Genomic DNA, 21,207 nt, shown 5'->3' on the forward strand with positions numbered 1-21,207 from the left:
GGCCCGGCCAGGCTCAGCCCGCCACCGCCTCGTACAGGCTCCACACCCCGAGCCCCAGCATCAGCAGGGCCGCGATCTGCGTGATCAGCCGCAGCGGGACCCTCTTCATCAGGGCCTTTCCGCCGACGATGCCGAGCCCGGCGACGGCCCACAGGCCGAGCACCGCGCCGAGACCGACGGAGACCGGGTCGTCGTAGCGGGCGGCGAGGTTGGCGGTCATGATCTGGGTGAGATCGCCGAACTCGGCGACGAGGATGAGCATGAAGCCCGTACCCGCGACCTTCCAGAAGGACTGGTCGGCGGGCTTCTTGATCTCCTCCTCGCCGTCGCCCCTCTTCAGCAGCAGCACGGCAGCGCCACCGAGGAAGAGGACACCGGTGAGGGCGTGCACGATCTGCTGCGGCAGCAGGGTCAGCACGCTGCCGGCCGCGACGGCCAGCACGACATGCAGCAGGAAGGCGGCGGCGACGCCCGCGAAGACGTGGCTCGCCCGGTAACGGGTGCCGAGGACGAGACCGGCGAGCGCGGTCTTGTCCGGCAGTTCGGCGAGGAAGATGACGCCGAAGACGAGCGCCGTCACGGTGATGCTGATCAAGGTTCCTCAATCGGTCGGGGGCCGCCGGCCGAGAGTGTGGTACGTCACGCAAGGACACCTCGGCACGGCAGCACACTCGGCGCCCGTGCCGGTGGACACGGGCGTGCACTGCTTGCCGAAGGTCTCGCTGGCGTCCCGTCGAAATCCAAGGTCCGAGGTCCGCCTCCGGGCGCCGGCTCAGGCTCGCTGAGCAGTATGTCGACGGTCCGGCGAAGAGCTACTCCCCTTCTGCGCTCCCCATCGTACGGGATGTGAAAGTTCAGCCGCGAACCCGTCATGAACCTTGTTGTGTCATGGACGCGTCATTACCTTCTTACCGAACGCTCACCTTACGGCAACACGCCCCGGCGAGCATTCCCCGGTCCGCACTCAACACCCCCACCCCACAAGGGAGTTCGCATGGCCCGCTCCGCAAAGGTCTACGCGCGTCGACGACTGAGCATACTCGCGGCTCTTACCGGTCTCATAGCCTCCGCCGCCCTGTTCGACTCCCCGGCCGCCTCGGCCGCCCTCCCCGCCCCGGTCAGCGCCGCCACCGCCCGCGTCTACCTCTCCCAGCTGACGGTCGCCACCGAGAACCGCACCGGCTACAGCCGCGACCTCTTCCCGCACTGGATCACCATCAGCGGCACCTGCAACACCCGCGAGACGGTCCTCAAGCGCGACGGCTCGAACGTCGTCACCGACTCCTCCTGCGCGGCCACCAGCGGCAGCTGGTACTCCCCGTACGACGGCGCCACCTGGACCGCCGCCTCCGACCTGGACATCGACCACCTGGTCCCGCTGGCCGAGGCCTGGGACTCCGGCGCGAGCAAGTGGACCACCGCGCAGCGGCAGGCCTTCGCCAACGATCTGACGCGCCCGCAGCTCATCGCCGTCACCGACAACGTGAACCAGGCCAAGGGCGACCAGGACCCGGCCACCTGGGTGCCGTCCCGCTCCGCGTACGTCTGCACGTACGTCCGCGCCTGGGTGCAGGTGAAGTACTACTACGACCTCTCGGTCGACTCGGCGGAGAAGACCGCGCTGACGAACTACCTGGCGAGCTGCTGACGTTCAGGTGGGGCCGGCCCGGCGCGGCCGGCCCCCGGTGCCGTACGACCGTGCGTCAGGAAACCGGGCGGCGGCGCATGAAGTACCCCGCCGCCGCGCCCGCGCCGAACAGGGCCGTCAGGGAGACACCGGTGGCGAGCCAGGTCGCGCCGAGCCACTGGGCGCCGTAGTAGCCGAGGGCGACGCTGTACGCGGCCCAGGACAGGCCGGCCAGGGCCGACCAGGGGACGAAGTCCCGGGCGCGGCGGTGGGCGGCGCCGGCACAGAAGGAGACGACCGAGCGGCCGGCCGGGGCGAAGCGGGCGAGCACGACGAGCGCGCCGCCGCCCCGGGCCAGCGCCTCACCGAGCCGTTCCTGGGCGGTGGTCAGCCGCCGGGAGCGGGCTATGGCCCGGTCCAGCCGTTCCCCGCCCCGCCACGCCAGCCGGTAGGCCACCAGATCGCCGAGGACCGAGGCGGCCGCCGCGCAGAGGATCAGGGCCAGCATGTCCGGCACGCCGTGCGGGACCCGGCCGGTCGCCGCGCCCGAGCCCGCCGCCGCGGCCGTACCCGCCGCGATGACGAGCACACCGCTCGGCAGCACCGGCACGAACACGTCGAGCAGCACGGACAGGGTCACCACCGCGTAGATCCACGGCCCGCCGGCCAGCGACCCCACACTCTCGAACACCACGACTCCCCCGTTGCTCCCCCGTTGACAGCCATACAGCGTACGCCGGGGGTGTGACAGCAGGGCCAAGGGGGGCTGATGGGGCCATTCGGGCGTCATCCGTTCACCCGTACGGCATGCCCCATGCGGCGGAGCCGCGCCGCGTCCCGTAGCAACGAAGAGAGGCCTACATCAGGCGTACCTCCGAAGAAACAGCGCATAGGCGCAGAAAAAGGTGCACATCATGGTGGCAGCCGTATATGCGGGCGCCCTCGCCGCAGCCCTGTTCGCGACCGCAAGCCCCAGCGCGCACGGCTTCATGCTGGAGACCGACGGCGTGTTCTCCCCGCCCGCCAAGAACGTCGCCCCGCAGGCCGTGACGTACGACCAGAAGCTCGTCCCGGCGAACTCCTGGATCAGCGTCCGGCAGCGGGTCCAGCCGACCGGTGCCACGACGGTCGACCTGCGGGTCACGGGCCTGAAGCCCAACCAGCAGTACGGGGTCCACATCCACCAGAAGACCTGTGGCGCCGACCCCGCCGCCGCCGGCAAGCACTACCAGGACAAGGCCGGCACGGACGCCGCCCACGTCAACAACAAGAACGAGGTCTGGCTGGACTTCAAGACCGACGCGAAGGGCAACGGCTCCGCGAGCGCGACGCACAGCTGGGCCTTCCGCAAGGGCGAGGCCGGCTCCGTGGTGATCCACAGCCAGCCCGGCATGAAGGGCGCCCGGGCGGCCTGCTTCAGCGTGCCGTTCGTCGCCAAGCCGTAAGGCACGCCGACGCCCTTCCCCTCTCGTGACGGGGAAGGGCGCCGCCCCGCGCGGGGCTCGTACGGCCGCTGTCTCAGGCGGCCACCGGGGTCTGCTCGGTGACGGACCCGGCCTCCTCGGCCGTGCGCCGGCCGAACAGCCGGTCGAGGCCGAAGGCGCCGGAGCCGGTGAAGACCATCAGGAAGAACGCCCAGCAGAAGAGGACGGACAGCTCACCGCCGTTCTGGATGGGCCACAGCGCGGCCTGCTGGTGCACGTCGAAGTAGGCGTACGCCATCGAGCCCGAGGCGATCAGGGCGGCGCCGCGCGTGCCGAGACCGAGGAGCACCAGGGCGCCGGCGACCAGCTGGATCACGGCCGCGTACCAGCCCGGCCAGGTGCCGGACGGGATCGTGCCGCCGTCGGTGCCCGCGGCACCCCCGAGCACACCGAAGAGGGAAGCGACGCCGTGCACGGCGAAGAGCAGGCCGACGACGATCCGGAAGAGCCCGATGACGTACGGCTGAGCGGAGTTGAGGCGAGCGGACATGGGGGAATCTCCTCGTCGGTGACCGGCCGGGGACGGGCCGGTTGTGGGGGTGTCGTAACCGAACGGAGGCCCCAGGTTAGGCATGCCTAATCAATGCTTGCAAGTTCAACATTCGGCCGGAGTCCGGCCTCCGCCCGCGATTCCGCTTCCGCCGCGGCCGTCCGCAGCACGGCCCGCGCGACCGCGTCGGCGTCCGACAGCGTCACCGAGTCCACGCCCGGCCGAGCCCCCGCCGCCGTCACCCAGTGCACGCCCTCCGTGGGCACACCGAGCGCGAACCTCCTAGCGTGCACGGCTCCCTGACGGTTGATCAGACGGTACGGCCGGCGCGTCACGTCCAGCCCGCCGGTTTCGTAGCCGTCGACCGTGTGCGGCCGGCAGCCGCCGTCCGCGAGGAGCCCCGCGAGCAACTCGTCGGCCGTGTACCGCAGATCGGGTTCCGGAAGCCGCGCCTCTATGAGAGTCGTCACACGGACCGCGGAACCCGGCACGTCCGGCGAGGACGCCACCCAGGCCGCCCGCTCCTCGCGCACCTCGAGCCGCGGACCGAGGATCTCCACCACACCCGCCTCCAGCAACGCCGTCAGCTCCTCGATACGACGCCGGGGCGGGCCGATGGACAGAAAGGCGTTGAGCGGGGTGTACCAACCGTCCAGGTGCGCACGCCGCGAGGCACCGCTCAGCCCGCCGTGGTCGACCACCAGCCGTATCTCGTTGCGCAGATCGCGCAGCACGTCGAGGGCCGCCTTGAGCGGGCCGCGCACATTGCCCAGGGCGGCCTGCTCGGCGTCCTCGCGCACGTACTCCAGCAGCCAGGCCCGCCACTGCCCCGGATCCGCGAACTCCCGCTCCCCGTACGGCCGGGCGACCCGCTCCCAGCTCCAGCGCTCACCCTCGGCCACCCCGAACTCGTCCAGCAGCAGCGCCTCTTGGGGATCACCGTGGGGTACGGCGAGAAAGCGCTCGGCGAAGTCGGTGCGACCGGTACGACCGGTGCGGCCGACGTGTTCGAGCAGCGCGCCGTAGTAGACCGTCTCCACCTCCTTGGCCACCAACGGCCATATCTCGGCGAGGAAGTCGGGCGCCTCGCCGGAGTCGGCACGCTTGCGGAAGCCCGCGATCGCCTCCGGGGTGAGCAGCAGCGGGGTGTGCCGGCCGTACGGGCCCTTGGCGTTGTCGCCGCGCGCCTGGTACGGCACCCCGCGCCGGGAACCGGCGTACAGCCGGGGTTCGCGGCCGGAGGGCAGATAACGCAGTCCGGCGCCGGCCCCGGCCCGGACGAACCGGCCGCCGCGGCCGCTGGTGAACAGGGCGAGGTGGTCGAAGAAGTTGAGCCCGAGGCCGCGCAGCAGCACGGCCTCGCCCGGCCGGATCTCCCCGAGTTCGACGTCGGCCGGGTTGGCGGGCGGGACGTGCGTGAGGCCGTGCCGGGCGGCGTACGCGGCGCTGCGGCGCTCCTCCTCGGCTCCGGCGGCGGGCAGATGCCCCTGGGCCAGCACCACGGCGGCCAGGCCGGACAGGACCCGGCCGTCGTCGAGGGTGAGCGCCTGGCGGCCGTCGACGGTGTCGTCGTCGGCGAGGCGGACGGCACGGGCCCGGTGGGTGCGGACGTCCACGGATTCCGGCGCCTCGCGCACGGTCCGGGCGAACACCCACTCCAGGTAACGGCCGTAGTGCGCACGGGTCGGGTACGAGTCCGGGCCCACCTCGCCGTCCGCCCATTCGTACAGGCTGGGGCCGGGGCGGATGGGGCCGGCGCAGTCGACGCTCTCGTCGGTGAACAGCGTCACCTGGCTCGCCACGGTGTTCATCAGCAGCTCCGCCGACTGCACGGTCCGCCAGACCCGGCCGGGGCCGGGCGGCGCCGGATCGATCACGTGGACCGTCAGCCGGACACCGGCCGGCAGAAGCTCCGGCACGGAGGCACAGAGCCGCTCCAGCACACTGGTGCCACGCGGACCGGCTCCGACCAGGGCGACGGAGATCGTGGGGGGTTCCTGGGTCGGTGCAGACAAAGGGTGGCTCCCGGGCGTGATGGCGTCCGCCGGTCAAGCGGACGGGACGCTTCATCTTGCCCGGTGTTCACCAACGGCCTCACCGGCAGCCGGAGTTGTCCCCTACGGGGCACTTCTGACCGATTGACCCCGTACCTCCAGCCCCCCGAGCAGTTCCGCCGTCGCCTCCGCCACCGCCGCGACCGCCCGGTCGAAGACCTCGCGGTTATGGGCGGCGGGAGCCCTGAATCCCGAGACCTTGCGTACGTACTGCAGCGCGGCGGCGTGGATGTCCTCGTCCGTGGCCTCGTCGGGGAGCACGGGGGGACGCAGCGTCTTGATACTCCGGCACATGTGCCCAGTGTCCCGCACCGCGCACGCGCCTGCGATGATCGCGGCGAAGGCGGCTACCGACTCCCGGGGCCGACCGTCGAAGGGAACACACTCATGGCAAGCAAGAGCACCGTGGCCGTCCTCGGTCCCGGCGGCACGGGCGGCCTCCTCGCCGCCCTCCTGTCCCGCTCCGGCCATCGCGTCGTCTGCCTGGCCCAGGAGCACACGGCCGACACCCTGCGCCGTACCGGAATCACCGTCCGCAGCCCGCAGTTCGGCGAGTTCACCGCGCCCGTCGAGGCGGACACCGAGCTGCGCGAGCCGGTGGACGCGTGCCTGATCACCGTCAAGCACACCGCGCTCGAGGCCGCCCTCACCCGCGTCCCGCCGGCCGCGCTCGGCGACGCCCTCGTCGTACCGCTGCTGAACGGCGTCGAGCACCCCGCCGCACTGCGCGAGCGCTACCGCCCCGACCGGGTCGCCCCGGCGGTGATCCGCGTGGAGTCCACCCGGGTCTCCCCCGGCGTGATCGAGCACGGCAGCCCGTTCACGGAGATCGACCTCGCCGGGGACGGCGTACCCCGCACCCGTCTGGACGCCCTCGCCGCCGTGTTGGCCGCCGCCGGTACGACCGCCCGCGTCGTCGAGGACGAGACGGCGGCGCTGTGGGCCAAGATGGCGTTCCTGGCCCCGTTCGCGCTGCTCACCACCCGGTACGCCCTCCCGCTCGGCGAGGTCCGCACCCGGCACCGCGCGGAGCTGGAGGCTCTCGTCGCCGAGACCGCAGCGGTCAGCCGCGCCTGCGGCGCCCCCGCCGACCCGGCCCAGGCGCTGGCCCGGTACGACGCCTTCCCGCCCGGCGCCAAGTCCTCCATGCAGCGCGACGCGGAGGCGGACCGCCCGCTGGAGCTGGACGCCATCGGCGGAGCCCTGCTGCGCGCGGCCGCCCGGCACGACGTACCGGCACCGGTGACGTCCCGCCTGATGCGCGAACTCCGGGCCGCCGGCCACTGACGGCCCAGGGGCGGCGCCCCCACGCGCGCCGCCCCTCCCCCCTTGTCGCCACCCGTTCGGCTGAACCTCCCCCGGACCCCACGAACGAGCTCGCCTCTCAAAATCGAACAGGCGTAGCATTGCCGCGTGGCGACGACCTACGAATTCCCCAGTGACCTCCTCGCCGGGCAGGAGGAGCTGCATCAGGTCAGGGCCGAGCTGTCGGCCCTGCTCAAGCGGCTGCCCTGGTCGGTCGAGCCGATGGACGCGTTCAGCGACGACACCGGCTGGCGCAAGGTGGAGCGGCCCGCTTCCCCGGGGTGGAGCGAGGACGAGCAGGCCGAGGTGGAGAAGCTGCGACGGCGCGAGCACGAGCTGGCGGTGTTCATCAGCACGCACCGCTTCTGGGCCGAGGTCGCGGCGGCGGACCGGGTGGAGACACGCACCCGGCTGAAGCACGCCCACGAGCAGACAGAGGAGTAAACAAGAGGAAGCCCCCGGCCGTCTCCGGCCGAGGGCTTCCCGCTGGTGGGCGCGGACGGTTTCGAACCGCCGACATCCTGCTTGTAAGGCAGGCGCTCTACCCCTGAGCTACGCACCCCGAACACCCGGACTCACACCCAGGTCGAGTCGACAGCCTACCTTGCCTGGACCGGTGCATCGCAAACCCGTTCCGGGCGGGCAGTCAGGGTTTTCCTGGGGTTATCCCCACCCCCGGTTCGGGAGTCTTCCGGATGCCCGGGCCGGTCGTGATCTTCTACGGTCGTCACAGTCAGACACACTCCGGCCGCCGCACCCGGCGGTCCGGTTCAGGGGGAGATCTCGTATGAGCCGTTCCAACGCCGCCCGCGCCGCCGCCATGGCCGTGGTCACCGGGGTGCTCGTCGCGGGGGTGAGCGCGTGCGGCAGCTCCGCGAGCGACGACCAGCACCCGGACCACAAGTCCTTCGCGCTGCACGGTCGTACGCTCACCGTCGACTCGGACGACGCGGCGCTGGAAATAGTCGCCGCGCAGGGCAACAAGGCGGGGACGGTCCAGGTCACCCGGTGGTTCGAGGGGAAGGTCGTCATCGGCAGCGGGCCCAGGGTGAGCTGGTCCTTCCAGGGCGACCGGCTGAAGCTGCGGATGCACTGCGACGGGTTCATCGCCGACTGCTCGGCCAAGTACCGGATCGAGGTGCCGCGAGGCATTCAGGTCAGCGTCGACGACGGCAACGGCGGCGTGCAGGCGCGCGGATTCGCCGAGACGCTCGGCATCCACACCAGCAACGGTTCGGTGCACGTCACCGACTCCACCGGGCCCCTGGACCTGCGCTCCGACAACGGCTCGGTCCACGCGGAGGTCTCCGCGCCGCGCGTGCACGCCGAGACCAGCAACGGCTCGGTCGACCTCACTCTCCGCCGGGTGCCGGACCGCGTGGACGTCACCAGCGACAACGGCCCGGTGTCCATAGCCTTGCCCCGTGCCTCGTACCACGTGAAGGCGAGCTCGGACAACGGAGGCGTCGCCGTGTCCGTGCCCCGGGACGACAACAGCCCGCACACCGTGACCGCGGACTCCGCGAACGGGAAGGTCACGGTCCGTACGGCGAACTGACCGGCCCGTGTGTTCGTCTCCTACGGGTGGGAGAATGTCACCACCCAGGGGCGGACCACAGCACGGGAGAGGGATGTGACGGCGACACCGGGCACGCCAGCGACGCGGACGTACCCGCCGTCGGACTCGCCGTCGGCCGCGGGGGCCCGGAGGGGATCCACGGCTCTGCGTGACACCCTCACCCTGCTGAGCCTGCCGGTGCTGGCCGCGCTCGCGCTGCCCGCCGCGTTCGCCGGCGGCGGCACCCGGCGCTGGTTCGGCGGCCGGGCGGAGAGCCAGCGGGCCGAGGCGCAGGCCGCGAAGGACGCCGCCGCGGCCGCGTTCTACGAGCTCGACACCGCTCAGCGGGACCTGCGGATCTCCGTCGAGACCATCACGGCCGTGGACGACTCCCCCGCCGCCCGGCGTGCCGCGAGCGACTTCGAGGCGCTGGGCCGGCGGATCGACGAGGTCAGCCAGCGCTACATCCAGGCCGTCGACGCCCACGACCTCGACCGGGACGACCTGGAGGCCTCGGCCGCGTCCCGGGCGCGCTCCGAGCTGACCGCCGCCAAGGACGAGCTGCTCCGCGTCCAGCAGGAGCTGGACCGGTTCGGCGGCTCGCTCGCCCCGCTGCTCGGCTCGGCCGAGACCCGGCTGGCCCGGCTGGCGCCCGCCGTGGAGCGGGCCCGGCAGGCGCTGCTGGCCGCGAGCAACGCCCTGGACGGCGCCCGGGAGAAGGGCCTGCGGGCCGACGACCTCGCGGCGCGGCTCGCCGCCCTCTCGCCCGAGCTGACGAAGCTGAACCAGGGCGCGGGGCAGCACGGCGTGCAGCCGACGGTGGAGCGGGCCGAGCGGGTGCAGCGGGAGGCCGGGGCGATCCGGGCCGAGGCCGAGCGGCTGCCGGAGCTGGCGGCCGAGATCGACCACCGGCTGGTCTCCCTGCGGACGCGCGCGCAGGCGCTGACCACACGGGCCGGGCAGGTGGACCCGGTGCTCAGCGAGCTGCGGCGCCGGTTCGCGGCGGCCTGCTGGCAGGATCTGCAGCAGGTGCCCGAGCAGGCCGTGCAGAACGTACGGCAGGCCGAGCTGAAGCTGCGCGAGGCGCAGTCCGCCCGGGAGGCCCAGCGCTGGCCGGACGCCACGTCGCTGTTGTCGACCGTGCGGGCGCTGCTGAACACCACCGACGAGGCCGTGTCGGCCGCCGGGGAGCGGTTGCGGCGGCTGAACGCCGTACAGAAGGATCCGCAGGCCGAGATCGAGCGGACCCGGTTCGCGATCCGGGACGCCCAGCGGTTGGCGATGAGCGGTCGTGCGACGCCGGATCCCCGGCATGCCACTCCGCTGGATGAGGCGGTGGGGCGGCTGGAGCGTTCCGTTGCCACGCTGGAGGGGCGGCACCCTGACTATTGGCATTTCCTGACCGAGACGGATGCCGTCCGGCGGACAGCGGCGCAGGTCGTGGCTCAGATTCGTGAGGAGCGAGGCGGGCATTGAGTTCCCAGCGCCCCTGAGGGACAGTTGCCGTCGGTTGCAGGGTTCCGCACGACGGGCGGATATTGAAGGGACGCATGGCCTCCGCTACACGCCCGAGGGAGGCGGATATGGCCACACACGCAGCGCGACCACGTCAGCGGATGCGGTTCGATCAGCATCTGCCCGTCGATCATCGGCTGAACGCGGTCTACCGGATCGGCGCGGGGCTGATCGGCGCGTTTCTCGTCGCCTTCGGTGTCCTGGGGCTGGTCAACCACATCGGCTTCTTCAACACCGGCGGAGCGACGGCCGCGGGGCTGAACACCAACGGCGCGCTCAGCGTGCTCTCGATCTGTATCGGGGCGATCCTGCTGGCCGGCATGGTGATCGGAGGGAACGTCGCGTCCACGCTGAACATGGTGCTCGGCGTGCTGTTCCTGCTGAACGGCTTCCTGTTCCTCGGCCTGCTGGACACGCCCCACAACTTCCTGGCGTTCAAGATCCAGAACGTGCTGTTCAGCTTTGTCGTGGGTCTGCTGCTGATGACCTTCGGCATGTACGGCCGGGTCGGCTCGGCCCTGCCCCGTGACAACCCGTACTGGCGGTACCGCCACCCCGACGCGGAGCAGGCGGCACCGCCGGATCAGGATCAGGTGCGGTAGGCGTAGTAGTACGCGTTCGGGTAGGACGCGACGAGGCTGGCCACCGATCGGTTGTACGTGTTGTTCGAGTGGTACGTCACGTACGGCACGCCGAAGCGGTCGCGGTAGGTGACGATCATCGAGTGGTCCTTTTCCCCGTCCCGGTTGAAGTCCATCTGGAGCACGTCGCCGATGTCCGCCTGGTAGACGTTGGCGAGGGGCGTGACCCGCTTGGAGGACAGGGCGAACCAGGAGAACTCGTTGACACCGACGAACGAGTCGGACTGGATGTCGGCGTTGCCGAACCACTTGTGGAAGTCGTTCGTGTAGCCCGGGACGTGCTTCCAGCCGCCCGCCTTCAACGTCTGGCTGACGAAGTTGGTGCAGTCGCCGCCGGCGCCATGGCCGTTGTAGTCCGGGTAGTCCGGGTTGTAGTTGTTCCAGTACTTCTGCGCGTACGCCACCATGGCCTTGTAGTCGTAGGCGCCACCCGTGAGGCTCTTCGGGTTGGCCGGTGCGGGCCAGCTGGTCGCGGCGCGGGGCGCGTCCGGCGGGCTGTCGTCGGCGGGCGACGTCTTCACCTTGGCGACCGCCGGCTTGGCGATCTGATTCACGGCGAGGTAGCCGTCGTCGGTGTCGCGGATGCCGGTCAGCTGCCAGTCGCCCGTGCGGTCGGCCTTGAAGGTCAGCTCGTGGTGGGCCTGGAAGCCGGTGGTCTTCGGCCCCTTGGCCGCCGGCTTCTCGTAGGTCAGGGTCGTGGTCTCGGTGACGGCGACCTTGGCGCGCCGGCCGTGGACCTCGGTCGCGTCGAGCGTGACCTGGGTGCTGCCCGCGCTGTACTTCTCGCCCAGCTTGGCGAGCAGGCCCTTGCGGGCGGTCAGCGTCTTCACGGCGGACGACTGCTGGTCGGTCTGTCCGCCGGACATGCGCACGGACCCGGAGAAGCCCGCCGTGTGCCGGGTGCCCTTGCTGCCGGCGCCGTCCACCAGGGCCTGGGTGCGGTCGGTGAACACCGCGTCGGCCAGCTTCTGGAAGGTCGCCTTGGTGGCCGCGTTCACCGTCGGGTCGTCGACGACGGCGGCGCCCGCGGTCCAGTTGGGCAGCAGGGCCACGCCGGCGACCAGTGAGGCGGCCGCGGCGCCGACTATGGTGGCGCGGCGCCGGTTACGGCTCAGTTTTCTCGTTCTCAATGATGTTCCCCTCTATCCCGGTAGACCTACCGAGCGGTACGCATCCTTGCATGGATCGTGTGGCGGATGTGAAGAGAGCCGCACAAGCGGAACTACCGTTATTCGCTTGTCACTTGACGACGGTCGACCAGTTCGCCGGCGACTGTGCCGGGTCGAGGACGCGCAGCGCCGCGAGGGTCTGCGGCTTCTGCACGTCGAGCCAGTCGGTCAGCTCCTTGAAGGACACGCACTTGACGTCCTTCTTGGTGCAGATCTGCGGAATGACCTGGTCGACGGCCTTCATGTAGATGCCGCCGTTCCAGTCCTCGAAGTGGTTGCCGATGAACAGGGGCGCGCGGCTGCCGTAGTAGACGCGGTTGAAGCCGGCCATGTAGGAGTCGACGGACTGCTGTTCCCACTGCGCGTGCTTGGCCGAGTCGCCGTGGACCTCGCCGTTCGACTGGTTGTAGAGGAAGTTGAAGTCCATCGACAGGGCCTGCGTCCTCTCCGAGAACGGCAGCAGCTCCAGCGGGAAGTCCCAGACGCCGTTCTTCTTCGCCGGCCAGATCTGGAAGTCGCCCGGGGAGCTGGCGTCGTAGCGCCAGCCGTAGCTCTTGAGGGCCTTCAGCAGGTTCGGCTGGCCCTCCAGGCAGGGCGCGCGGCCGCCGGTGACCTCCTGCTTGAAGTCGAAGGGCAGCGCCGGGATGTCGGAGTAGCCGGTGTTGGTCTTCCACTTCTCCACGAAGGAGTAGAACTGGTCGATCTCACTCTTCCACTGCTCGACGCTCCAGTCGCCGCCGCCCTTGGCGCCGCAGAAGTGCCCGTTGAAGTGGGTGCCGATCTCGTTGCCCTGCTCGTAGGCGAGGCGGAGCTGTTCCAGGGTGGTGCGGATGTGGTCGTCGGTGGCGTAGTCGATCGCGGCGTCACCGGGGTTGTGCATCGGGCCCTGGTACAGGGACTTCTTGCTCTTGGGCAGCAGGTAGATGCCGGTGAGGAAGAAGGTCATGTGGGCGTTGTACTCCTTGGCCATCTCCCGGTAGTGCGAGAAGAGATGGTCGCTGCCCTCCAGGGCGCCGTCCCAGGAGAAGACGACGAACTGGGGCGGCTTCTCCCCGGGCTTGAGCGGCACCGGCTTCAACTGCCCCTTCTGCGGGCCGGTGTAGGAGGTGGAGCCGTCTCCGAGGATCTTGGTCTTGCCGTCCCAGGAGGGGCTCGGGCTGGGCTTGGCGGCGGTCGACGTGGGCTGCGGGCCGGCGGAGGCGGCCGGGGTGGTGCGGTCGGTGCGGGTCAGGGCCAGGTACCCGGCCACGAGTGAGGCGATGACGAGAAAGGCGGCCAGCGTCAGGACCTGCGGCCGGCGTATGAGGGCCGGGGCGGGTGCCTGTCGGCGGCGCGGCGACTTCTTGCGGGGCATGCGCGGCTCAATCTGCGAGGGTGGCGGTGGCAGGGGTGCGGGTGCGGGCCCGGGCGGTCAGTCCAGGCCCATGGCGGCCGTCCACAGTCGGTACGGCACGCTGTCGGCGGATGTTCCGGCCAGGCCCTGGAGCGGCAGCGGCTCCAGGGACTTCGTCAGGTCCATGCGGTAGACGACCACCGCCGTCGAGACGGCGTCGGCCGTTCCGGCGTACCAGGCGGCGGTGTCGTCCTCGGTGGTGCCGGCCTTCCCCGCCGCCCCCGGGTGGGTCGCGGCGGTGGTCGGGTGGACGGCGTGGAAGGAGTCGGTGAGCGCCTCGGTGACCTCCTGGGCCACCTCGGTGCTGACCGCGCGTGTCGGACGCGGGGTGTTCAGGGGGACCGGCGAGCCGTTGCGGGTGATCCGGCGCACCGAGTACGGCTCGGTGTGGCTGCCGTCGGCGGCGAACGTGGCGTATCCGCTCGCCATCCGGATCGCGCTCGGCGTCGAGTTGCCCAGCGACAGCGCGGGCACCTGGGGGCCGATGGTCTCGGACAGCAGCCCGGCGTCCTCGGCGGTCTGCCGGACCTTGTCCAGGCCGGCGTCCATGCCCAGCTGCATGAACGGGGTGTTCACCGACCCGGCGAGCGCCTGGCGCAGGGTGATCTTCCCGTACGATCTGTGGCCGTCGTTGCGGGTGAGGATCCTTTTGCCGCTGCGGTCCCAGTACGGCCCCTCGGGGGTCATGACGGGGATGTTGTCGTCGCCGTCGTACACGCTCTCCGGGGTGACCGGGGTGGCGGGCCCGCCGCGCGTCTTGTGCACGCCGTGCTCCAGCCCGGCCGCGTAGACGAACGGAAGGAAGGCGGTGCCGGCCGGGACGGTGGCCGCGTTGGACTCGTTGTAGCCCTGCGTACGGTGGTCGGGGCCGCCGTAGACCGCGAGGATCCGCCCGTCGGCGGCGACGGAGGCGGCGCCGTAGTGGGCGTCCTTCGCCTGGCCCGGGTGGTCCTGCCTGGCCTGCTTGCGGGCCTTGGTGACGGCGCCGGTCAGGTCCTTCTCCCGCTTGCGGTCGAAGGTCGTGTAGATCTGGTAGCCGCCCAGGTCGAACTGCTGGTCGGTCAGATGCCCGGACTTCTTGGCGTACTGCGAGGCCAGCTCCACCAGGTAGTCGCTCTGCTCGCCGGTGTTGTACAGCGGGTTGCTCTTCAGCGGCTCGGGGAACGTCGTGTACGTGGCCCGCTCCTGCGGTGTCAGCTTGTGGATCTTGACCATGCGGTCGAGGATCCACTTCCAGCGCTCCACGGCCCGCTGGTGGTTGGCCTTGCCGAGCGTGGGGTCGTACAGGCCGGCGCCCTTGAGCAGGCTCGCGAGCATCGCCGCCTCGGAGACGTTGAGCTTGCCGACGTCCTTGCCGTAGTAGGCCTGGGCGGCGCGCTGGATGCCGTAGGTGCCCCGGCCGAACCAGCTGGTGTTGAGATAGCCCTCGAGGATCTGGTCCTTGCTCATCTTGTTGTCGAGCTTGAGGGCGATCATCGCCTCGGTGAACTTGCGGGTGACCGTCTGGTTCTGGTTGAGATAGACGTTTTTGACGTACTGCTGGGTGATGGTCGATCCGCCCGCGGTGTACCCCTCGCCCACGGTCTGCCACAGGGCGCGGGTGATGCCCCGCATGGACACGCCGGGATCGGAGTAGAAGGTCTCGTTCTCCGCCGCCAGCACCGCCCAGCGGACGTCCTGGGGTATGTCCTTCAGCGGCATCGCCTGCCGCTGCACCCAGCCCGTACGGGCCATGGGGGTGCCGTCGGACCAGAAGTAGACGTTGTCCTGCTGGGTGGCGTACGTGTTCAGGTTGCTCGGTATGTCCGTCATCGCGTACGCCGTGACGAGGAAGGCGCCGAGCAGGCCCACGCTGGTGAGGAAACCGCCGAGCCACTGGCGCCAGGAGGGCACCCAGCGGCGCCAGCCGGTCCGGCCCGGACGCGGGTAGACGGGCTTCAGGCGGCGCGCGTAGGGCGCGAGGCGGCGCGCGTACGGCGCCAGGGGCGCGAGCAGCGCGAGCAGCCGACGGGCCGCTCCCTCGGCGCGTTGACGCCCCGAGGGGCGCGCACTGCGCCGGCGTTCGGCCCGGCCGCCCCCGCCCTTCGCGGGCGGCTCCGGGGGCGTGGGCACCCGCAACTGCATGGTCTCGTCCGCCCGGGCGGCACCGACCCTGATGTGCAGGGTCGCCTCGGCGTCGGGTATGTCCCCGCCTTGGTCTCCCCCTTGGGGACGGTTCCGTCCCCCCGACGCGTCAGTCACGACGGCGTCTCCCCTCCGCACTCGCTCTTGCTCGCGCGGTGAGCTGAGCGTTCTCGCAACGGCGGAAACAAGCTATCAGCCGTGTTTTCGAAACCCTCACACATGTGTCTGTGAGGAACGCCGTTCGAAACGGACCAAGGGGGCCCGAACCGGGCCACGGCGGCTAACCTTTGCCCATGCCTCGCTACGAATACCGGTGCCGGACCTGCGGTGACACGTTCGAACTCAGCCGACCGATGGCGGAATCGGCCGCACCCGCCCAGTGCCCCGCGGGACACGCCGACACGGTGAAGTTGCTGTCGACCGTGTCGGTGGGGGGTACGGCCGCCGCCAAGACGCCTTCCGGCGGGGGCGGCTGCTGTGGTGGAGGGTGCTGCGGCTAGCCCTGCCGGGCAGCCTTCAGGAACTCCCGGGCGATCCTCTCCCCTGCCAGGACGCCCCGCTCCGGCAGCGCGGTGATCTCCGGGGCCGTCCAGCCCGTGTCGGCGAGTTCGCCGTGGCCCGGGCGCCAGCCCCGGTCGGCCGCCAGGAGGAGGTCGGCGTCCAGGAGGGAGTCGCCGGCGGCCAGGGTGAGGTCGGCGCCGGTGCGGCGGGCCACCTCGCGGACGGCGGCGCTCTTGGTGAGCGGCTTGGGGACGGCGTAGATCTTGCGGCCCTGGAGGGAGACCGTCCAGCCCCGGGCCTGCGCCCACACCGCCAGCTCCTTCACCCAGCTCTCGGGGAGCAGGTCGCGCTCGACGACGAGGTAGGCGAACAGGTCCTCGGCGACCCGGTGCTTGCGCACCCACGCGGGATCGGCGGAGCGCGTCAGGTGCTCGCGCACCTCCGCCAGCGGCGCGCACTCGTCCGCGAGCCGCGCCTGCACGCCCGCGTGCCAGTCGGCGTCGGTGACCCCGTCGACCAGCAGATGGCCGCCGTTGGCGCAGATCGCGTACTTCGGCGGTGGTCCGGGCAGATTGATCCGCTGGTACTGCTTGCGGGTGCGCGTGGTCGTCGGCACGAAGACGGCCGTGTCCCCGAGGTCGGTCAGCAACTGCGCGGCCGTCTCGGTCATGTACGACAGCGGCCTGGCCTCGTGCACCTCCACGCACAGCAGCCGGGGCGCCCGGGCGTCCGGCATGGTCAGCGCGAGGGCCGCCGAGGAGTAGATCAGCGTACGGTCGAGGTCGCTCGCCACCAGCACCGGCATCAGACGTTCACCGCCTTGCCGTCGGCGCCCGTCGCACCCCGCGTGTACTGAGGGTGGATCAGCCCGACGCAGGTGTACGGCAGGTCGCCGACCTCCTCGACGGGAACGCCCCGCTGCTCGGCGAGCAGGCGTACGTGGCCGAGGTCGGCGCCGGCCCCCTCGCGGGCCAGGATCTTCCAGGGCACCCGGCGCAGCAGCACCCGGGTGGTCTCGCCGACGCCGGGCTTGACGAGGTTCACGTCGTGGATGCCGTACTCCTCGCTGATCCGCTCCACGGCCCGCCAGCCCGCCCAGGTCGGGGTGCGGTCCTCGGCCATCAGCTCCTTGACGGCGGTGCCGACGGAGTCGGCGACCTCGGGGAAGCGGGCGGCGACGGCGTCGAGGAAGGCCACGGAGACATCGGCGCCGGCGAGTTCGCGGTAGAACTTCGCGCCGTGGAAGTCGTCCGGGCCGACCAGGTCGGCGCGCAGCACCGTACGCGAGATCAGGCCGGACACCGTGGAGTTGAGGCAGGCCGAGGGGATGAGGAAGTCCTCGCGGGTGCCGTAGGTGCGCACGCAGGAGCCCGGGTCGGCGAGTACGGCGATCTCCGGGTCGAAGCCGGTGATGCCCTCCTTCGACTCGAACTCCTCGATGGCCTGGGTGAGTTCGCGGGTGATGGCGCCCTTGCCGGTCCAGCCGTCGACGAACACGACGTCCCGCGGGTCGTGGTGGGCGGCGAGCCAGCGCAGCGCGTTGGCGTCGATGCCCCGGCCGCGCACGATCGACACGGCGTAGTGCGGCAGGTCCAGCCCGTGCCGGAACCGCGCCCAGCGGCGCATCAGGACACCGACGGGCGTTCCGGCCCGGGCCAGCGACACCAGCACCGGGCGTGGTGACCGCTCGGCCAGGACGGTGTCCGTCACCACCCCGACGGCCTGCGCGATACGGGCGGCGGAGGCGTCGAGGGCGGCCTGGAACAGCTCCTGGTACTGCTCGCTGGGCTGGTACTCCACCGGCAGCGACTCGGCGTAGTGCGCCCCGCCGCTCTGGATGGCCTCCTCCCGCTCCTCGGTCGGCGCCTCCAGGGTGACGTCGGAGAGGTCCTGGAGCAGCCAGCCGACCTCCTCCGGCGCGTACGAGGAGAATGCGGGGCCACGGAGGGGCTCGGGCAGCATGGCCGGCCTTTCGGGAACGTGCGGAGCGTACGACGGGACGACCGCGAGCAGGACGTGCGGGGTGTGGGCGGCGAGCCGGGCCAGCAGCCCGTCGGGCGCGTGCAGGGCGGGGGTGTCGGCGACGGAGTCCACCACGGCCACGACGGCGTCGAAGCCGGCGCCGGCGACGTTGTAGGCGTACCGCTCGCCGGGCCCGTCGGCCGGGTCGTCGTGGGCGGGGAAGACCAGCCGGCTGCGTATCGCGTACCCCGGGTCGTCCAGCGCGAGCACGGGCGACCGCGTGGTGGTGGAGAACCGCACCTCGGCCTCCGCGACCTGCTCCAGCTCCCGGGCGAGCCGCAGGGGGGCGTACATCAGCTCCTCGAAGCCGAGGACGAGGACGCGTCGGGCATCGCCGGGCAGGGCGTCGGCGATGCGGGCGGCCATGGCGGGCAGGGCGGCCTCGAGGCGGGCGCGGTGGGCGGGGGTGAAGCCATGGCGGCCGCCGTCGGGAAGGCGGGGGGGCCAGTGAAGCTCTACGCGGGTGATACGGCCGTACGACGGGTCGGGCGAGCCGTGTTGCCGGTCGTACTCGGCGACCAGCCGCTGCCCCTCCTCCAGCACACCCGACGGCAGGCGTACGACCCCGGAAGCGGCGGCGACGAGATCCACCCGCGCCCCGATCTCCTCGGCGAACCGTTCCAGCCGCTCGACATCCTCGGCCGACCGCATATCGACCAGCGCGACCACCACGTACCGCCCGCGCGGATACCGCTCATGCAGATCACGAACGGTGTTCAGCACAGTGTTACCGGTGGAGAACTCATCGTCGACCAGCACCAGCGGCCCGTCCCCCGCCAGCAGCGAAGGTTCCTCCGGCAGCAGCAGATGCGACGTGGCATGGGAGTGCGACTCCTCGAACCCGCCCGCCCGGGCGACCCCGGCCACCGGCCGCCGCGTGGAGTGCAGATACGGCGCGGTGCCGAGACCGTCGGCGACAGCGTGGCCCAGCCCGGTCGCGGTCTCCGCATAGCCGAGGACAACCGCGGTGGCCGCCTCCTCGCCGAGCAGCTCGGCGACCCGGCGACCCAGCCGGAACCCATGGCCGTAGACCACGGCGGGCGACTGCGGCACATGCTTGCCGAGCACGTTGGAGACCAGCAGATGGGCCCGCTTGGGGTTACGACGCAGGGCGAGTCCCAGCAGGGCCGGCAGGTCCTCGTCTCCCGCGAGTTCGACCCCGAGCCGCTGCGCGACCCAACTGCCGGACCAGACCCCGTCGTTCACTGCGTTCTTCATGCGTTCCTTATTCCGGCGGCCAGCAGCTCCACGAAGCCGACGTCCTCGTGGGCCACGCCGAAGGCCTCGGCGCGCAGCAGGGTCCGCTCGGCCCAGGCGCGGTGCGGCTTCACCTCGTTCATCTTGTTCGTGTACGCCGACCGCAGGACGCCCCCGCCGCCTCGCTCGGGGCGCAGGATGTCCTGGGCGTCGCTGTACTCCTCGTGGCTGACCACGGACAGCGCGTGCACCGGCAGCACATGGGAGGGGTGGATGCAGGTCTTGCCGAGCAGGCCGTTGGCGTGGTCGAGGGAGATCTCCCGCAGCAGTCCGTCCATGGCGTGCTCGATCAGCCTCTCGCGCAGCTCGACGGCCTGTCCCTCCAGGAAGGGGCTCTGCCGCAGCTGTGGCTTGAACATGCGCTCGGAGATCCGGAAGTACTCCCACACGGGCCCGGTCACGGTGAATCCGGTGCCGTCGGCCCGGCCCAGCATGTTCACCACGTCGGCGATCACGGAGGCGACGACCTGGACGTCGTACGCGGTCATGTCGGGGGCGCGGCGCAGGCCGTAGGAGGAGCAGAAGTCGGTCACGCCGAGGCGCAGGGCCAGTACCCGGTCGCGGTACTTGTCGACCGCGCGGGCGATGCCCTCCAGGGTGTCCACGCGGGACTCGCGGTAGAGCAGCTCGGGGGACTCCAGGACGGGCATGGCGAACAGCCGGCGCCCGCTCTCGGCCTCGGCGACCGTCAGGGCCTCCAGGAACGGGATGCCGCGTTCCTCGGTGAACTTGGGCAGCACGAATCCGGACAGCAGGCGCACGGACGCGCCGAGCCGGCGGACGAGATCGGGGATCTGCTCGGGGGTGCGCACCCGGATGAAGAGCAGCGGCGGCTCGGCGCCGGGCCGGGCGGCGAGGTCGGCGAACTGGTGGACGAGGTTCTCCTCACCGGCCACGACGTCCGCGTCGTCGATCGAGTCCTCCAGGCACAGCACCATCGAGACCACGCCGTTCCCGGCCTGTTTGACGATGTCGTCGGCGAGCCGCGGCCGGGTGGCCGGGCTGTACAGGGTGGCGCCGAGGGCGACGGCGAGCAGCCGGGCCGGGGAGTCGGCGGTGAAGTCGCACGGCTCCCGGTGGAAGAGGCGCCGCCGCACCTCGGGGGCGATGTGCCCGAAATGACGCATAGGACTCCCTATGGGCGAGGGCCCGAGTCTGTGTTCGGTAAAGGGTGGCCGGTAATAGTACGTAGGGACCCATGTCCGGGGTTCCCTGCGGGCATGAATTTCCGGTAACTCGCTTGTGTCGGCGGCCTTCGGCGGCCCTACCCCGCATTGTCGTGACCAGGACCGAGAAGGCAGGATGACCGCATGACGCACGCGATGCCGAAGGGGTCGAACATCCCGCTGGAAGCCACCACGGTCCGGGCCGTGCTGCGCTGGACCCCCGGGCAGGGAGTCCCGGACGTGGACGCCTCGGCGCTGCTGCTGGGCCCCGGCGGCCGGGTGCGCTCCGACGAGGACTTCGTCTTCTACAACCAGCCCCGGCACCCGTCCGGACAGGTGTGGCGACTCGGCAAGAAGCGGGTCGCCGAGGGGCTGACCGACACGATCCAGACAGATCTCTCCGGTGTCGAGCCGGGTGTCGGGCGGATCCTGCTCGTCGCCTCCGCCGACGGCCTCACCTTCGATCAGGTGCCGGCGCTGTGCATCCAGCTGTACGACGCGGCCGCCGACGGTGAGCCGCTGGCCCGCTTCGACATCAAGCCGGAGACCGGCGCGGAGACGGCGCTGATCTGCGGTGAGCTGTACCGGCGCGGGGAGGGCTGGAAGTTCCGCGCGCTGGGCGAGGGGTACCAGGACGGGCTGAAGGGGCTCGCGACGGACTTCGGTATCTCGGTGGACGAGTCGGAGGGGGCCGAGCCGGGGCCGGAGCCCACGGCGTCCCAGCCGCTGCCTCCCGAGCAGCCGACGACTGCCGCCATGCCTCAGCAGCCGCCTGCGTACGGGTACCCGCAGCCGGCGTACGGCTACCCGCAGCCTGTGCCGGTGGCCGTGGGGCCCATGGACCCGAACTTCCGGCTGCCGCCGCAGGGGCCGCAGTTCATCGGGCGGTGAGTGCGCCCGC

20 protein-coding genes and 1 tRNA gene are annotated in these 21,207 nt (G+C 71.3%); 9 read left to right on the top strand and 12 right to left on the bottom strand.

What is annotated here, in order from left to right:
• Nucleotides 1-13: 13 nt before the first annotated feature.
• Complete coding sequence (locus tag ACH47Z_RS03165; RefSeq protein ID WP_399069890.1) at nt 14-595, bottom strand: TMEM165/GDT1 family protein; 582 nt, start codon at nt 593-595, stop codon at nt 14-16.
• Nucleotides 596-994: 399 nt separating this feature from the next.
• On the opposite strand from ACH47Z_RS03165, the gene ACH47Z_RS03170 reads away from it, so the two are divergent.
• Entirely contained in the window at nt 995-1,648 is a 654-nt protein-coding gene (locus tag ACH47Z_RS03170) for an HNH endonuclease family protein (RefSeq protein WP_399069892.1), read from the top strand.
• A 55-nt stretch (nt 1,649-1,703) separates the two neighbouring features.
• Here ACH47Z_RS03170 and ACH47Z_RS03175 read toward each other — a convergent pair whose 3' ends face one another.
• Complete coding sequence (locus tag ACH47Z_RS03175) at nt 1,704-2,318, bottom strand: DedA family protein (protein ID WP_399069894.1); 615 nt, start codon at nt 2,316-2,318, stop codon at nt 1,704-1,706.
• Between the two features lie 223 nt (nt 2,319-2,541).
• Between ACH47Z_RS03175 and ACH47Z_RS03180 the strand changes: the two genes are divergently transcribed.
• A complete protein-coding gene (locus ACH47Z_RS03180; RefSeq protein WP_399069897.1) occupies nt 2,542-3,072 on the top strand; it encodes a superoxide dismutase family protein in 531 nt (176 codons plus the stop codon).
• A 73-nt stretch (nt 3,073-3,145) separates the two neighbouring features.
• Here the strand turns inward: ACH47Z_RS03180 and ACH47Z_RS03185 are convergent, their stop codons facing one another.
• The 3 genes from ACH47Z_RS03185 to ACH47Z_RS03195 all read right to left on the bottom strand — a co-directional run bounded on the left by ACH47Z_RS03185 (nt 3,146) and on the right by ACH47Z_RS03195 (nt 5,949).
• Complete coding sequence (locus tag ACH47Z_RS03185; protein WP_399069899.1) at nt 3,146-3,601, bottom strand: DoxX family protein; 456 nt, start codon at nt 3,599-3,601, stop codon at nt 3,146-3,148.
• Between the two features lie 86 nt (nt 3,602-3,687).
• Nucleotides 3,688-5,616, bottom strand: coding sequence for an FAD/NAD(P)-binding protein (locus ACH47Z_RS03190; RefSeq protein ID WP_399069901.1), 1,929 nt, complete (start codon nt 5,614-5,616; stop codon nt 3,688-3,690).
• Between the two features lie 102 nt (nt 5,617-5,718).
• Complete coding sequence (locus ACH47Z_RS03195; RefSeq protein ID WP_399069903.1) at nt 5,719-5,949, bottom strand: DUF2277 domain-containing protein; 231 nt, start codon at nt 5,947-5,949, stop codon at nt 5,719-5,721.
• Between the two features lie 93 nt (nt 5,950-6,042).
• Between ACH47Z_RS03195 and ACH47Z_RS03200 the strand changes: the two genes are divergently transcribed.
• Both ACH47Z_RS03200 and ACH47Z_RS03205 read left to right on the top strand, forming a co-directional pair.
• On the top strand, nt 6,043-6,942 hold the full coding sequence (locus ACH47Z_RS03200) for a ketopantoate reductase family protein (protein WP_399069904.1): 900 nt from the start codon (nt 6,043-6,045) through the stop codon (nt 6,940-6,942).
• Nucleotides 6,943-7,068: 126 nt separating this feature from the next.
• A complete protein-coding gene (locus ACH47Z_RS03205) occupies nt 7,069-7,404 on the top strand; it encodes a hypothetical protein (protein WP_399069906.1) in 336 nt (111 codons plus the stop codon).
• 43 nt (nt 7,405-7,447) lie between these two features.
• Here ACH47Z_RS03205 and ACH47Z_RS03210 read toward each other — a convergent pair.
• Nucleotides 7,448-7,522 (bottom strand) — tRNA-Val (locus ACH47Z_RS03210).
• Nucleotides 7,523-7,747: 225 nt separating this feature from the next.
• Here ACH47Z_RS03210 and ACH47Z_RS03215 point away from each other — a divergent pair.
• From ACH47Z_RS03215 to ACH47Z_RS03225, 3 genes are all read left to right on the top strand, one after another.
• Nucleotides 7,748-8,518, top strand: a complete 771-nt coding sequence (locus tag ACH47Z_RS03215) for a DUF4097 family beta strand repeat-containing protein (RefSeq protein WP_399069907.1) — start codon at nt 7,748-7,750, stop codon at nt 8,516-8,518.
• 75 nt (nt 8,519-8,593) lie between these two features.
• Nucleotides 8,594-9,994 carry a hypothetical protein gene (locus tag ACH47Z_RS03220; protein WP_399069908.1) on the top strand — a complete coding sequence of 467 codons (1,401 nt, stop codon included), beginning with the start codon at nt 8,594-8,596 and terminating at the stop codon, nt 9,992-9,994.
• Between the two features lie 107 nt (nt 9,995-10,101).
• Nucleotides 10,102-10,635 carry a DUF4383 domain-containing protein gene (locus tag ACH47Z_RS03225; protein WP_399069909.1) on the top strand — a complete coding sequence of 178 codons (534 nt, stop codon included), beginning with the start codon at nt 10,102-10,104 and terminating at the stop codon, nt 10,633-10,635.
• Here ACH47Z_RS03225 and ACH47Z_RS03230 read toward each other — a convergent pair.
• From ACH47Z_RS03230 to ACH47Z_RS03240, 3 genes are all read right to left on the bottom strand, one after another.
• Entirely contained in the window at nt 10,623-11,738 is a 1,116-nt protein-coding gene (locus tag ACH47Z_RS03230) for an amidase domain-containing protein (protein WP_399070364.1), read from the bottom strand. The genes ACH47Z_RS03225 and ACH47Z_RS03230 overlap by 13 nt on opposite strands.
• Nucleotides 11,739-11,913: 175 nt before the next feature.
• Nucleotides 11,914-13,197: a hypothetical protein gene (locus ACH47Z_RS03235; protein ID WP_399069910.1), complete on the bottom strand. Its 1,284-nt coding sequence runs from the start codon at nt 13,195-13,197 to the stop codon at nt 11,914-11,916.
• Between the two features lie 57 nt (nt 13,198-13,254).
• Nucleotides 13,255-15,360, bottom strand: coding sequence for a transglycosylase domain-containing protein (locus ACH47Z_RS03240; protein WP_399070366.1), 2,106 nt, complete (start codon nt 15,358-15,360; stop codon nt 13,255-13,257).
• Between the two features lie 293 nt (nt 15,361-15,653).
• On the opposite strand from ACH47Z_RS03240, the gene ACH47Z_RS03245 reads away from it, so the two are divergent.
• Nucleotides 15,654-15,860: a zinc ribbon domain-containing protein gene (locus ACH47Z_RS03245; RefSeq protein WP_399069912.1), complete on the top strand. Its 207-nt coding sequence runs from the start codon at nt 15,654-15,656 to the stop codon at nt 15,858-15,860.
• Here ACH47Z_RS03245 and ACH47Z_RS03250 read toward each other — a convergent pair.
• The 3 genes from ACH47Z_RS03250 to ACH47Z_RS03260 are packed head-to-tail and all read right to left on the bottom strand — an operon-like array spanning nt 15,857 to nt 20,267.
• Nucleotides 15,857-16,666 carry an HAD family hydrolase gene (locus tag ACH47Z_RS03250; RefSeq protein WP_399069914.1) on the bottom strand — a complete coding sequence of 270 codons (810 nt, stop codon included), beginning with the start codon at nt 16,664-16,666 and terminating at the stop codon, nt 15,857-15,859. The two genes, ACH47Z_RS03245 and ACH47Z_RS03250, sit on opposite strands and share 4 nt — an antisense overlap.
• On the bottom strand, nt 16,666-19,101 hold the full coding sequence (locus ACH47Z_RS03255) for a phosphoribosyltransferase (RefSeq protein WP_399069915.1): 2,436 nt from the start codon (nt 19,099-19,101) through the stop codon (nt 16,666-16,668). The genes ACH47Z_RS03250 and ACH47Z_RS03255 overlap by 1 nt, the downstream gene beginning before the upstream one ends.
• Nucleotides 19,098-20,267: an HpcH/HpaI aldolase/citrate lyase family protein gene (locus ACH47Z_RS03260; RefSeq protein WP_399069917.1), complete on the bottom strand. Its 1,170-nt coding sequence runs from the start codon at nt 20,265-20,267 to the stop codon at nt 19,098-19,100. Before ACH47Z_RS03260 ends, ACH47Z_RS03255 begins: the two co-directional genes overlap by 4 nt.
• A gap of 183 nt (nt 20,268-20,450) precedes the next feature.
• On the opposite strand from ACH47Z_RS03260, the gene ACH47Z_RS03265 reads away from it, so the two are divergent.
• Complete coding sequence (locus ACH47Z_RS03265) at nt 20,451-21,197, top strand: TerD family protein (RefSeq protein WP_399069919.1); 747 nt, start codon at nt 20,451-20,453, stop codon at nt 21,195-21,197.
• Nucleotides 21,198-21,207 lie beyond the last annotated feature (10 nt).

The sequence above is a fragment of the Streptomyces sp. NPDC020192 genome, assembly GCF_044388685.1.
Lineage (GTDB): Bacteria > Actinomycetota > Actinomycetes > Streptomycetales > Streptomycetaceae > Streptomyces.

What these genes read in the sequence shown, in the direction of transcription:
- ACH47Z_RS03195 (WP_399069903.1), bottom strand. Translation starts at nt 5,949, where the DNA reads ATGTGCCGGAGTATCAAGACGCTGCGTCCCCCCGTGCTCCCCGACGAG.
- ACH47Z_RS03215 (WP_399069907.1), top strand. Translation starts at nt 7,748, where the DNA reads ATGAGCCGTTCCAACGCCGCCCGCGCCGCCGCCATGGCCGTGGTCACC.
- ACH47Z_RS03240 (WP_399070366.1), bottom strand. Translation starts at nt 15,360, where the DNA reads ATGCAGTTGCGGGTGCCCACGCCCCCGGAGCCGCCCGCGAAGGGCGGG.
- ACH47Z_RS03245 (WP_399069912.1), top strand. Translation starts at nt 15,654, where the DNA reads ATGCCTCGCTACGAATACCGGTGCCGGACCTGCGGTGACACGTTCGAA.
- ACH47Z_RS03235 (WP_399069910.1), bottom strand. Translation starts at nt 13,197, where the DNA reads ATGCCCCGCAAGAAGTCGCCGCGCCGCCGACAGGCACCCGCCCCGGCC.
- ACH47Z_RS03265 (WP_399069919.1), top strand. Translation starts at nt 20,451, where the DNA reads ATGACGCACGCGATGCCGAAGGGGTCGAACATCCCGCTGGAAGCCACC.
- ACH47Z_RS03200 (WP_399069904.1), top strand. Translation starts at nt 6,043, where the DNA reads ATGGCAAGCAAGAGCACCGTGGCCGTCCTCGGTCCCGGCGGCACGGGC.
- ACH47Z_RS03255 (WP_399069915.1), bottom strand. Translation starts at nt 19,101, where the DNA reads ATGAAGAACGCAGTGAACGACGGGGTCTGGTCCGGCAGTTGGGTCGCG.
- ACH47Z_RS03225 (WP_399069909.1), top strand. Translation starts at nt 10,102, where the DNA reads ATGGCCACACACGCAGCGCGACCACGTCAGCGGATGCGGTTCGATCAG.
- ACH47Z_RS03185 (WP_399069899.1), bottom strand. Translation starts at nt 3,601, where the DNA reads ATGTCCGCTCGCCTCAACTCCGCTCAGCCGTACGTCATCGGGCTCTTC.
- ACH47Z_RS03180 (WP_399069897.1), top strand. Translation starts at nt 2,542, where the DNA reads ATGGTGGCAGCCGTATATGCGGGCGCCCTCGCCGCAGCCCTGTTCGCG.
- ACH47Z_RS03170 (WP_399069892.1), top strand. Translation starts at nt 995, where the DNA reads ATGGCCCGCTCCGCAAAGGTCTACGCGCGTCGACGACTGAGCATACTC.
- ACH47Z_RS03250 (WP_399069914.1), bottom strand. Translation starts at nt 16,666, where the DNA reads ATGCCGGTGCTGGTGGCGAGCGACCTCGACCGTACGCTGATCTACTCC.
- ACH47Z_RS03260 (WP_399069917.1), bottom strand. Translation starts at nt 20,267, where the DNA reads ATGCGTCATTTCGGGCACATCGCCCCCGAGGTGCGGCGGCGCCTCTTC.